The sequence below is a fragment of the Lapillicoccus sp. genome (assembly GCF_039935575.1).
Taxonomy (GTDB): Bacteria; Actinomycetota; Actinomycetes; order Actinomycetales; family Dermatophilaceae; genus Lapillicoccus.
In genome coordinates this window covers 1-11,902 of record NZ_JBDTKA010000119.1, presented here as the reverse complement: position 1 = coordinate 11,902, position 11,902 = coordinate 1, and the positions used below count along the sequence as shown (strand labels likewise).

12 protein-coding genes and 1 pseudogene are annotated in these 11,902 nt (G+C 66.9%); 8 read left to right on the top strand and 5 right to left on the bottom strand.

Translation table 11 applies throughout. From position 1 onward, the window contains the following. The coding region (locus ABI385_RS14620) for a hypothetical protein (protein WP_348104487.1) at window positions 1-211 on the top strand (211 nt) is incomplete at its 5' end. Window positions 212-444: 233 nt separating this feature from the next. Then, window positions 445-612 (top strand): hypothetical protein, encoded by a 168-nt coding sequence (locus ABI385_RS14615; protein WP_348104486.1) that lies wholly within the window; start codon window positions 445-447, stop codon window positions 610-612. 159 nt (window positions 613-771) lie between these two features. On the opposite strand, the gene ABI385_RS14610 is transcribed toward ABI385_RS14615, so the two are convergent. The 3 genes from ABI385_RS14610 to ABI385_RS14600 all read right to left on the bottom strand — a co-directional run bounded on the left by ABI385_RS14610 (window position 772) and on the right by ABI385_RS14600 (window position 3,573). Beyond that, complete coding sequence (locus ABI385_RS14610) at window positions 772-2,295, bottom strand: serine hydrolase domain-containing protein (RefSeq protein ID WP_348104485.1); 1,524 nt, start codon at window positions 2,293-2,295, stop codon at window positions 772-774. A gap of 162 nt (window positions 2,296-2,457) precedes the next feature. Next, window positions 2,458-2,904 (bottom strand): ester cyclase, encoded by a 447-nt coding sequence (locus tag ABI385_RS14605; RefSeq protein WP_348104489.1) that lies wholly within the window; start codon window positions 2,902-2,904, stop codon window positions 2,458-2,460. Between the two features lie 36 nt (window positions 2,905-2,940). Next, on the bottom strand, window positions 2,941-3,573 hold the full coding sequence (locus ABI385_RS14600; protein ID WP_348104484.1) for a hypothetical protein: 633 nt from the start codon (window positions 3,571-3,573) through the stop codon (window positions 2,941-2,943). Between the two features lie 127 nt (window positions 3,574-3,700). Between ABI385_RS14600 and ABI385_RS14595 the strand changes: the two genes are divergently transcribed. Both ABI385_RS14595 and ABI385_RS14590 read left to right on the top strand, forming a co-directional pair. Beyond that, window positions 3,701-5,239 (top strand): helix-turn-helix transcriptional regulator, encoded by a 1,539-nt coding sequence (locus ABI385_RS14595; RefSeq protein ID WP_348104483.1) that lies wholly within the window; start codon window positions 3,701-3,703, stop codon window positions 5,237-5,239. A gap of 79 nt (window positions 5,240-5,318) precedes the next feature. Beyond that, window positions 5,319-5,462, top strand: a complete 144-nt coding sequence (locus ABI385_RS14590) for a hypothetical protein (RefSeq protein ID WP_348104482.1) — start codon at window positions 5,319-5,321, stop codon at window positions 5,460-5,462. Between the two features lie 3 nt (window positions 5,463-5,465). Here the strand turns inward: ABI385_RS14590 and ABI385_RS14585 are convergent, their stop codons facing one another. Further along, complete coding sequence (locus tag ABI385_RS14585) at window positions 5,466-6,002, bottom strand: GNAT family N-acetyltransferase (protein WP_348104481.1); 537 nt, start codon at window positions 6,000-6,002, stop codon at window positions 5,466-5,468. A 92-nt stretch (window positions 6,003-6,094) separates the two neighbouring features. On the opposite strand from ABI385_RS14585, the pseudogene ABI385_RS14580 reads away from it, so the two are divergent. From ABI385_RS14580 to ABI385_RS14565, 4 genes and pseudogenes are all read left to right on the top strand, one after another. Further along, window positions 6,095-7,398: pseudogene (locus ABI385_RS14580) on the top strand (IS3 family transposase). Between the two features lie 106 nt (window positions 7,399-7,504). Continuing rightward, window positions 7,505-8,461 carry an ABC transporter ATP-binding protein gene (locus tag ABI385_RS14575; protein WP_348104480.1) on the top strand — a complete coding sequence of 319 codons (957 nt, stop codon included), beginning with the start codon at window positions 7,505-7,507 and terminating at the stop codon, window positions 8,459-8,461. After that, complete coding sequence (locus ABI385_RS14570; RefSeq protein ID WP_348104479.1) at window positions 8,458-9,180, top strand: ABC transporter permease subunit; 723 nt, start codon at window positions 8,458-8,460, stop codon at window positions 9,178-9,180. The genes ABI385_RS14575 and ABI385_RS14570 overlap by 4 nt, the downstream gene beginning before the upstream one ends. A 533-nt stretch (window positions 9,181-9,713) precedes the next feature. After that, window positions 9,714-10,478 carry a methyltransferase domain-containing protein gene (locus tag ABI385_RS14565; RefSeq protein WP_348104488.1) on the top strand — a complete coding sequence of 255 codons (765 nt, stop codon included), beginning with the start codon at window positions 9,714-9,716 and terminating at the stop codon, window positions 10,476-10,478. Window positions 10,479-11,024: 546 nt separating this feature from the next. On the opposite strand, the gene ABI385_RS14560 is transcribed toward ABI385_RS14565, so the two are convergent. After that, window positions 11,025-11,579 carry a GIY-YIG nuclease family protein gene (locus tag ABI385_RS14560; RefSeq protein ID WP_348104478.1) on the bottom strand — a complete coding sequence of 185 codons (555 nt, stop codon included), beginning with the start codon at window positions 11,577-11,579 and terminating at the stop codon, window positions 11,025-11,027. Between the last annotated feature and the right edge of the window lie 323 nt (window positions 11,580-11,902).

Genomic DNA, 11,902 nt, shown 5'->3' with positions numbered 1-11,902 from the left:
GGTCTTCTTCGCATCCTTCGGCATGCTGCTCATGCCCTTGAGTGTCTCGGTCATCGGTGACCAGCCTTCCTCGCCGACCCGTGTCGGCGTGTTGGGCCAGAAACACCGTTTGTCGTACAGACCCCTCAGCCCCCGCGACATCAACCGGTGCCTCAAGCGCTACATCGCCCGCGAGCTCTACCGAATCCTGAAGGCCCACAGCACCCCTTGACAGACATAGAAGCATCCTTTCATCGGACAGGCCCTTGGCTGGAGGTCCCTCAAGCCCGTGGGAAGCTGTCGACCTCGCGGGTGTGCCGGTGGGCGGCCGACCGGGATGGCCTGCCATCCATTTCGTGCGTTCCCAGGCCACATCGAGGAACGCGTGCCAGCCTTGTTCGGTGGTTTGCGGAGCGGCGCGGCTTGACGTCTTCGCAGGGTCAGCGGTGCGGGACTGAGGAGTTGATGGGCAGACAAGTAGTGGTCGTGGTGTACGTGCTCGTCTTGGTAGCCGTGGTGGTCGGGGTGGATGTCCTCTTCTTCCAAGACCATGCCTGGGAGCGGCTGATGGTGAACGTTGGGATTGTTCTGGTGTTCGCCGCGTTCTACTTCAGGTTCCTGCGGCTCTCCTAGGCGCTGCCCCTCCTGCCGAGGGTGTGTCGTCCGGGCCTTGATCAGGCCGGCAAAGTCGGACCTACCCGGGGTCGGCGTGGATGGTCGCTTCGTGCCACGAGCGGACGCCGGCGAGGGGTGGATCGGACCCCGCTGACGGCTACGCCCCGCAGGCGGCGGTTAGACGCCTCTGTCGGTGCGAGGGGCGCGTCGCATTTGTGCAGCGCCCACGACGACGAGGGAGGTGAGGGTGAGCAGGGTTCCCACGATGGTCGAGGTGGCCAGGTCCGGCACCGACGACCACATGGCGTGGACCGGGCCGCCGTCCGCTCTCCCCGGTGCGTAGACGTACCCCAGCCACAGCGCCCCGGCGCCGAGGAGAATGGTTGGGACGGACCACCGGAAGGCGTGTCGCCTACGGCGTACGGCGCGCATCTGCGCGGCGAGGGCCAACACCTGCACCGCAGGCGCCCCGAGGAAGATCACCGTGGCATACCGAATCACCGGATCAGCGACGAACATCTCCGGCTGGGTGCCCAAGACCGCATGAACGAGGCCGCTGTGGAAGCGCCCCCACAGGTCAGGGTCGGGTCCCTGGCCGGCGTTGGCCAGGGCCACGACCCCCAGGCCCAGAGCAGGACAGACCAGCAGGTAGCTCATCGACCGGTCAGTCTGGCCGTCGTGCTCGATGCAGGATGGGAGGCTCGCGTCGGTGGGGTTCTCGTTACCGGCGTGCAGTTCCCACAGGAGGCGAACCCACCACCCGCTGGCGTACTGGTCGTACTCGTTCACCCGAAGCAGCGGGGCACGCGCGGCGGCCAGGACCGGGGCTAGCGGGTCACCCGTGCCGAGATGGGCCTGGACGACCCGGGCCAGGTCGCTGGCGGTGGACACGATCATCGCCGATGGCACCGCACTGGGGACCTTTGGAGTTGGGGTGACGGCGGCCAGGCCACCGAACCAGAGGTAGTACCCGGCCGCGAGCCCCGGTGGCGGGCGCCCCAGATCAGCGGTCGTCGAGCTCAGGCCCAGCGGTGCGACCACCAGCTGGTCGAAGGCTCGAGCGTAGGGCTCCTTCATGACGCCCTCGACGATCGCGCCGAGGATGTCGTAATTGCTGTTGGAGTACTCGAACCGGACGCCCGGTACAGCCGCGAGGTCGGCCTCGGTGATCGTGCGCACGCCTGCTGCGATGGAGTCCGCCCGGCCGAAGCGCCACCCCCACTGCGCGCGGCCGGCCTGCGTGGACAGCCCAGACGAATGAGTCAGCAGCTCGCCGACCGTGACTCGCGACAGCCTGTCGCTTCCACTGCCGAACCACGGTAGGACCTCGTGAACAGTCGTGTCCAGGCTGAGGCGGCCCTGCAGGATGAGCCGTTGCACCATGAGGCCGGTGAACTGCTTGCTCGTCGAACCCAGGAGGAACGGGGTCTCCGCGGTGACGGGCGGGTCACCGGGACCCGCCACACCGAAGCCCTCCGAGACCAGTTGTCGTCCGTTCCGAAGGACGACGACGGCGACGCCGGGAAGGTGCAGCGCGTCACGTTCTCGGTTCACGTAACGGATGACGTCGTCGGCGGAACCGACTCCAGGTGTCGAAGCGGCAATTGTGGTGGACTCCCCTGCGCCGAGCCCACCAGAAGCGTGCGGTGTCGCACCTGCCGGCGACGCGATGAGCAGGACGCACAGGCCGGCGATCGCCAACCCACTCGTGACCAACCGAATGGCATCACACGGAGATGGCAGCCGACAACGCCACCCGAGCAAGCGCCCCCAGACGACCAACCAGCCGCGCGCACTTGCGGGGCCCCGTGGTCGGCATCCGGGAGCAGATGGTCCTTCCAGGTTTGGGCAGTTCACGGTGACCTACTGGGTGGGTGCCGGAAATGCGCCGAGCTGCACCAACAGACCCAAGTCGTCACGGCAGGCCCAATGCTCCGCGATCATCCCGCCGCTGACCCGGAACAGGTGCATGAACGTCCAGACCACGGGCTTGCCGGTCGGGGGCACGTCAGCCAACAGGGCGAAGTTGGGACTCGACGCGACGTGGGTGCCGATCAGATCGACGTGGACAACCACCAGATCCCCAGAAGCGACCACGTGGTGCCTTCGTATCTCCGGACCGTCGAGGTCATGGTCGAGAATATGCACGATCTCACGATGTCCGGCCCGGCCCTGAAGCGCCGAGGCGTGGTTGATGAAGTCCTCCGCCACCAGGTCGAAGGCCGCCTCGTCCCGTCGATCGATGCGGGCGAAGTAATTCTCGACGACCTCTTGCGGAGTGCTAGTCGTCGACTCCGTCTGAGTGTGTATGGTGATGCGTTGCCCTTTCGGCGGTGGAGGAAGTGGTCACTGGGCGTGCGAAGTGAGGGCCGTTTCGATCTCCTGCGCTAGCGGGACGAGATGACTGCCGTTGGCGCCGTCGACGAGTGGCCCCCGGGCACTGAGGACTGCGGGGTGGGTGTCGTGAACCCAGGTCACCAGGGTGTTGTATCGCCCCGTCTGTGGATACGGCGCGAACCGCGGATCCGGAGAGACCAGTTTGCCCCCCCGTAGACCACCGACTGAGTCGTGCGGGTCGTAGGAGTCCGGCTGTTGCGTTGGGTCGTAGATGAACATGACGACGCCGGCGTCGGTCGGTTTGGCACCAGGACCCGCGAGGTTGCAGACGATTCTCCCCTCGTACCGTTCGACCGAGGCTGTGAGCGGGGAGACGCCGCTGGTGGTCTGCGCCGTGTTGATGTTGACGAAGGTACAGATGTTGTCGGCCGTCACCGATATCGTCTTGGTTGCCGTGGGCGAGGTCGACACGACGCGCGGCGACGCCGACGGGGCCGCCGTCACGGTCAGGGTCGTCGTTGGGGACGTGACATCGGGCCCGGCCGAGGCGGCCTCTGGTGAGCTGCAGCCGCAAACGGCGAACCCGCCTCCCACGGCGAGGACGACCCCGGTCGCGCGAGAAAACGAACTGCGTCTGGTCATGCGCTCAACGCTAGGATCGGCGCGTCCGACGCGAACCGGGGAAAACCCTCGACCTCGCCGCGCGAAACACAAGATCAGCAGGGGCCAGCCACCTTCGTAGTAGCCCATGTCGAGAGAGCAGGGCTCAGTGTCCCAGCCGCCGGCCAGCGAGGGGCGGCCCTTTGACGCGGCGCTGATCACGCCCATCACGCCCGTGTCCAGTCGGGAGCTCGATGTGCTCGAGCTGGTGGCCGACGGGCTGTCCAACGACGGCATCGCCGGGCGCCTGTTCGTTAGCGTCAAGACCGTTGAGTCTTCGCTGCGCTCGATCTACCTGAAGCTCGGTCTGGCCGAAGACGGCCGCGACCGCAACCGGAGGGTGAACGCGGCGATGTATGTCGTGTCGCTCCGCGCGCGACAGCCGGCCCTGAGTCTCGGCCTGGAGGAACTGACCGAGACGGTGGCATCGGCGCCCTTCGACACCGTCGTCACGATGTTGGAGGAGCACGCCGTCCGGACCGAGTCGGGGGCGTGGCGCCTCTACGCGGCCGCCGCGTGGTACCTGGCGATCGTCGACGATCTCGACCACGCCCTGGACCTGGCCGGGCGGGCGTCCCGGGACGTGGGCCGTTCGGGCGCACCGCCCGGTGTGCGGGCCAGGTCGAGCATTCCGACACACCGACCCGTGGCCCGGGTGATCGTCGACGCACTGACGGCCATGTTGGAGGCGATGCGAGGGATCCGTGTGCTGGACCACGTGCTCCTCGATGAGCTCGCGGCGTTTGCGGCGCTCGCTCTACGCCACCCCGACCGTGAGGTGTTCGACGGTATGGAGGCCGTACTCGAAATCGCCAACTGGTTTACGTTTAGCGACCGGGCCAAGGATGCAGCGGCCATTCTCGGCCGTCGCATCTACCGCACGGACACACGCGACGACTTTGCTCTCCTGTCGGCCTGGGCATGCCAGGCCGAGCTGGACATCCGCCGCGGTCGGTGGAGGCGCTGCGCAAGCGCTTTGGAACAGATGATGCAGCGCGGCGAGGCGATCGGGCACTCGAACGCATACGGGCATGTCCTGTCCGCGCGACTGCAGGCAGGCCGCGGCGACATCACCCGCACGAACACCCACCTGCGCGCGGCCCGACGGGCGGCCATGGAGCTCGGTGACCACTCGACCCTCTGGCGGGCCGATGCTGCTCAAGGCCTACTGGCGATCGGCGTCGGAGACGCCCACCAGGCCGTGGTCGTGTTGAACCAGGTCTACCGTCGCACACTGGCCAACGGGCTGGGTCTGTCGTCGGTGCGCATGTGGGAGGCGGACCTGGTCGAGGCGTTGATCCGCACCGATGACCGGCCTACGGCCGTCACCACCACCGAGTGGCTGCGCACGGACGTGGACGCCACCGGTTCAGGATGGGGAGCAGCGACGTTGTCCAGGTGCTCCGGACTGATCGCGGTCGATCCGGCGCAGGCCGTCGACCACTTTGACGCGTCGACGCGGGCATTCGGCGATCTGGACGCACCCTTCGAGCAGGCGCGGTCCGAGCTGTTGCTCGGGGAGAGCCTGCAAGCGGTTCACGGCGCCGACGCTGCGCGGTTCCGGGTCGCACGCGCCCAGGAGAGCTTCGAGATGATCGGTGCCGACCCCTGGGCCGGCCGCGCGGCAGACTGGCTCGCCCGATCTTAAGCGCGTCGATCAGACCTACCGCAGTCCTCGACGCCTCAGGCGGGGCACCTGGCCCAAGACGCTCAGCACACCGCTCCGGTTGGCGACACCCATCGGCGAGCGGGCCTTCTTCTCCATCGCCGCGCACGTCCAGACCGCCGCCGAAGTCACGCTCGAGGAGCTGAGCATCGAGTCGTTCTACCCCGCAGACGAGGCAACGGCGTCCGCACTGCGCGCCCAGTGACCATCACACGGCCCCCGTCGAAAACCCGCAGACGGCCTGCGCCGGCACCGCGAACCGGTCCGCGTCGTCGGGGAGGGCCCTGGCGCGCAGCCTGGCCAACCAGACGCGTACGCGCACGTTGTTGGGGTCGACCAAGACGATAATCGTGCGCACACCGGTACGGCAGGCTTGGACCGCAGCGAACGTTGCGAGCGCTCGACCGACGCCCCTGGCCTGCTCGGCGTCGACGACCTCGAGAGCCAGCTCGGCTGCGTCCGGGAGGTCTGGCGTGCGGATCCACCGGGCGATCCCGATCGGGTGTTCACCGCGCCACGCTGCATACGCCTCGTGGTGGTCCGGACGCAGGTCGGTCAGCACGTGGACCATCCGTGGTGTGAGCTCTGGTGTCGGGGCGGAGTAGCGCAGCCGACGGGAGGCCGGTGACAACCCCTCGTGCACCGCGATCAGAGGCCCCGTCTGCCCTGGACGCAACGCGACGACGACGGTCCATCGGTGTTCGCGGGCGCTGGAGATGGGCTGGGTCGTGGGTTGGCCGCTCATACCGACCAGTGCACCGGCGGCCGGGCTCCCGCCGCATCGTGAAGCGCCCCAGGTTTGATGCCGCTCCTGTTTGAGTCCAGGAGGATGAGCAGATGCCCAAGAAGATCGATGAAGAGCTCAAGGCCAGAGCTGTGCGACTGACCAATGACCACCAGGGCGAGTACTCCTCGCTCACGGCTGCCGCGGCGGTCGTGGCCAAGTAGCTCGGTGTAGGCAGGGAGTCCGTGCGTCGCTGGGTGATCCAGTCCCAGGTCGACGGCGGTCAGCGTGCCGGTGCGAGCAGCGAGGAGCTGGCCGAGCTCAAGGCGCTCAAGTCCAAGGTCCGCCGGCTTGAGGAGGACAACGCGATCTTGAAGTCCGCGACGGTTTTCTTCGCCGGGGAACTCGACCTCCGCAACCGCTGATCATGGGCTTCATCGACACCATGAGAGCCGAGGACCACGCGGTCGAGTCGATCTGTCGGGTTTTGCGTGAGCAGGGCTGCCAGATCGCCGCGCGGACCTACCGGGCCTGGAAACAGACCTGCCGCGACACCAGCCGGGTGGCGGCTCGGACCGTGACTGATGCCCAGGTCGTCGACGCCGTGCGCGACATCGCCTGGACGACCAAGGTCGACGCCAACGGCGTCGTGGTGCGCAAGCTGGCCCCTGAGGGGCTCTACGGGCGCCGGAAGATGACCGTCTACCTGCGCCGCACCGTCATGGCTGAGGCGTCTGCTGGCTCAGTGGACCGCGCGATGCGGACCCTGGGGCTGGCTGGGGTCAGGCGTGACAAGGGCATCCGGACCACGATCCCGGCCAAGGACGGGATCCGGGCCGGGGACCTGCTCGACCGCGACTTCACTGCCGCAGCACCGAACCGGACCTGGGTCACGGACTTCACCTACTGCCGCACATGGGCCGGATGGGTCTACGTCGCGTTCATCGTCGACGTCTACGCCCAACGGATCGTGGCCGGGCACGCCGCCACGACCAAGCACACCGACCTGGTCATGATCCCGCTGCGGATGGCACTGTGGCAGCGCGACCGCGAGGGTCACCCCACCGAGCCGGGAGAGCTGATCCATCACTCGGACGCAGGGTCGCAATACACGAGTCTGCGGCTGACCGGGCACCTCGCGCTGCAGGAGATCCGGCCCTCGATCGGGTCGGTCGGTGACGCCTACGACAATGCCCTGATGGAGTCCATCAACGGCCTCTACAAGGCCGAGTGCATCCGTACCACCGTCTTCCACGACGGCCCCTACAAGACCGTCGCCGACGTCGAGTACGCCACCGCCGGATGGGTCGACTGGTACAACAACCGACGCCTGCACTCGACGCTGGGAAACGTCCCGCCCGTCGAGTACGAGCAAGCCCACTACGCTGCCCTCAACCGAGAGCCGCACCCCGTATAGGAACGGCCGAGAACCTGGGGCGCTTCAATGCGCAAAATGGGGGCAGCGGTACCGCCCTGTTGGGGGTGGACCCGCCCACGGCGACGGCCGACGGATTGGAGTGATCGTGGATGGTGACGGCGCAGGTGATGCGCTGGCTCTGGACCACCTGTCCAAGCGGTTCGGTGACCGGGTGGCCCTGGAGGACATCTCGTTGGGGGTGCCCCGCGGTGAGGTGTTCGGGATCCTGGGCCCGAACGGCGCGGGCAAGACCACCCTGGTCAGGACCCTTGGGACGTTGCTGTCCCCATCGGCCGGCTCCGCGCAGGTCGCGGGGCTCCCTCTGAACCGGGAAAACGCTGTGGAGATCCGCCGACGCATTGCCATCATGCCCGAGTCGCCCGGCCTTTACCTGCGCCTGAGCGTCGCGGAAAATCTCGAGTGTTTCGCGGACTTGTACCAGACGCCGCACTCGAAGGAGCGCGTCGCTGCTGCCTTGGAGGCGGTCCATCTCCTCGAGCGGGCCGACGATGCGTGTGGTTCCTTGTCCAAGGGTCTGCGGCAACGAGTCGCGCTGGCCCGGGTGCTGTTGAGCGACCCGGAGGTGCTTTTCCTGGACGAGCCGACTGCCGGGCTTGATCCGGGGGCGGCCCGAGGCGTCCAAGAACTGGTCGATGACCTTCGCCAGCGCGGCGTGACGATCATCTTGACCACGCATCGACTCGACGAAGCCGAACGCCTCTGCGATCGAGTGGCCATCCTGAACACCAGCGTTCGGAAGATCGGCCGGCCCGAGCAGCTACGCGACCAGCTGTTCGCGAAGTCGCTCACGGTCCGGACCCTCGACCCGCTGACGGCGCCCGCCAGCGTCTATGCCGGTCTCCCCTCGGTCGAGCACTGGTGCGAGGAAGCCCCGGCCACCTACATCCTGACCGTGACCGATCCGGCGGTCGCCGCACCGGCCGTCACCCGCGCCCTGGTGGCCGCCGGGGCCGATGTCCTGTCGATCAACGAGTCCCACCATTCACTCGAGGACGTCTACCTCGAACTGGTCCACCGGGACCAGGAGGTGGGCCAAACATGACGCTCAGCAAACGGCGAGTCCACGCCATCGTCCGCAAGGAGACACGCGAATACCGCCGCAACACGAACGTCATCGTGACCATGGCAATCTTCCCACTGATCTTCCTCATCCAGCCGCTGGTCCTGGTCCTCATCCTGCCCCAGGAGACCGCACTCTCGTTAAGCAACCGGCACCTGCTGCTCTACATGCTGGCCATCCCCGCCCTCGTGCCGGCGACACTGTCCGCGTACGCCGTGGTCGGCGAGCGGCAGCAAGACACCCTCGAACCGGTACTCACCACGCCGATCAGCGGCGAAGAGCTGCTCTTGGGCAAGGCCCTGGCCTGCCTCCTGCCGACCATGGTCGTCTCGTACACGGTCTACGCCTTCTTCCTCACCGGCGTATGGCTCTTCGCCCGTCCGACCGTAGCCTCCGGGCTTCTGCGAGGCCCGGACCTGATCACCCAACTCCTGCTGACGCCGCTCCTGGCTACCTGGTCGATCTGGGCCGGCCTGTGGATCTCGACCAGATCCAGCGACGTGCGGGTCGCTCAGCAGTTCAGCCTCCTCGCGAGCCTGCCCTCCGTCGCGGTGACGTCCCTCATCGCGTTCGACGTCATCCCCCTCACGCCCCAAGTAGCCGTGAGCTTGACCGTCACCCTTCTCCTGCTCGACGCCACCGGCTGGCGGCTCACCTCAACCGCGTTCGACCGCGAAAGACTTCTCGCCGGCCAGCGCTGAGCGCGGCGGGACTCAACGAACAGCCCTAAACAAGAAGGGGCGCGTCACCGGCCCGACGCGTGCGCGGCGACTGCCAACAACCAGACGCCACCCGCGGGTGAGAAGAGGGCGCCGGTCCAGCCCCCACGCGAAGGCTTTGAAAAATCAGCCCAACTGCCATGCAACCGTGTCAAGGTCGAGCAGCCTCAACTCGCGCTTTGCACCCACTGTCTGAACGGCGTCGATACCCGGCCCCCATCGGTACCGCCCAACGTTACGCAGTCAGCCCTTCTCAGCCTGAACGACCCGCGTCCTTCCGCCGCGTAACGGCCGGGCGGAGGAGTCACCCGAGGGAATCTGCCTACCGCCCAGAGTGGGTGGGCGCATGCATGTAAGGACAGATCTTCGCTGAGTCCTACGGTTGGCCAGGTCTCAACGGCGGTCTCCGATCAGGCCGCCAACCAAGCGTTTCTGGGGCCTCGCCGTGCTCCTGATCCTGGACCGCGGGAGGGGTCCAGAGAGTAGTCTGCGAAGTTGTGGGTTCCTCGTACGTCATGGATCAAGGGTGGGCTCAAGAGCGCGCCAGGCTGGCCGGGATCGAGGCCCTGTGGGACCCCGGCACGTGCGACGTGTTGACCAGGTCTGGGGTTGCCCCCGGATCGCGAGTCCTTGAAGTCGGCGCCGGCGGCGGGTCGATAGTGCAGTGGCTGGCCGTGCAGGTGGGCCACAGCGGCCGGGTGGTGGCCGTGGACATTGATGTCCGGTTCGTCGCGCCGCTGGCATCGGACGTGGTGGAGGTCTGCGAGGTCGACGTCGTCACGGGCGAGCTGCCGGCGGCGCAGTTTGACGTGGTGCATGCCAGGCTGCTGCTGGAGCACCTGAAAGACCCGGCTGCGGTCGTCCTGAAGCTGGTGGACGCGCTGATTCCTGGGGGCAGGCTGGTGGTGGAGGACTATGACTGGAGCGGGTTTGGGTTCGAGTCGGACGACGCACTGAACAACCGAGTCACCGAGGGCATCTTGTCGTTCATGGCAGCAGCGGGTTTTGATCGGACGTTCGGTCGCCGACTGGTAGGGGTATTGGCTGGCGCTGGTCTCGGCCCGGTTGAGGGCAACGGCAGGTCATTGGTCGTCGACTGTACCCATCCGGGTTATGACTTCTTCCGGCTCTCCTTTGAGCAGTTGGCGCCCGGTGCGGAGCGGGCGGGCCTGATCGCTGCTGATGACGTGCGCATGTTCCGCAACCGGTTGGATGCTGGTGGCCCCCGGGTCATCACCCCCACCCTGGTCACCGGGATTGGCCACCGCCCCGTACCGTGAACGCGCGCCCAAGAGGACGAGCCGGACGTCACGGGCCTGGCGATCACGCCCGATGCCTGACGCGGCCCGCTGCCCGGGCTGAATTCAGGCTCGGCACAGGCCGCGGCAACGCCGCGATCAGACGTCTCCTTCCTCGAGTGCATCGTCAATGGAGCCGAGCACCCGCAGCGGCATCGGCCCGCCTGCGACAGAGTCGACAACGGCTGCGGGAGGCGTCGCAGCAGGATTTGCTGCTCACGCTGCGGTGCATTCATCAGATCCGGCAGAAGTGAGACGAAACCGGGTTGGGAACCGTGAGGCAGGCGCGAAAGGCCGGACGTTCCTGGACCGCAATCGCAGGCGCGCTTGGCGTGACCCGTGGGAGATTGCGCAAGCTCGACGACACCCTGCGGACTCTAGACATGGCCGGGATTGTGGCCGGCCCGGGAATCAGAGGGCGTCCTTCCGCCGCGTAGCGACCTCCTGTCTGGTGTCAGGTGTCGGGGAGGTCGAGCATCGCTGTCCCGCCCCGCTTGGGGGCGGCTCTTGGGCCGCATCCCGAAGGGGTCAGTTCCGGTTGAGGCGGTGCCGGCGGGAATCGAGGGCACGCTTGAAGTGTCTCTCGGCTGCATCGACCTGTCGGGTTGGCGTTGCCGGATCGAATACTCGGAGCAGAGAGAGGCGGAACGTAGAGGGCTGAAGGTTCCGCAGCTCGACGTTGCCCCCGTGCCCGTTGGCGGCATAGGAACTCCATCGCTGGCGGATGCTCTCGCTACCGTCAGCTTTGCCAACGTAGTGGCGGCCATCGCGTGTGTCTGTGATCAGGTAGATCCCGATGACTGAGGCCAGAGCCGTCCGCCACGACGCGTAGCGGTGTTCGCGCATCACCGCCTGTAGCTGCGGGAAGTCCAGAGTGATTGCGTCAAACCCCGGGAAGGGCACAGGCTCCGCATCCGCAATCTCGAGAACGGGGTAGTTGGCCGCCGTCGTCCCGTTTAGTCGCCAGGTTCGCGGTGACCGCCATCCGATGACTAGTCGGTTTCTGAGGTCGGCGAGGTGCTCGCTCGGCGAGGTGTGAAAGATGCGGCGAGCCCCGTCGTTGGATGTCTCTCCGTGATTCATCACCACTGACCACAGTCGCGCTCGGTCTCCGCCCTCAGGAAAGAAAGACGACCCAAGTCTCCGGTGGGGTAGCGGGGAAGATGCGCGGGTTCGCCGAATGTTGGCTCGTGTAGGCCAAAATCTCGGCGTCAGATGAGTCGGCATGTATGCCGGGAGCGTTGTGAGTGTGTCAACCCGGCGTGGCCCCACCGTGACGGGGCGGATTCCAGTGAACGTCGCAACACCGTGGGTCAATGGAGGTTGCGGTGGAGCAGTCGTTGGGACAGGGTCGGCGTCGCCGTCCGGGTGGTGGTGCAACGGATAAGCAACAACGCTATGTCCGG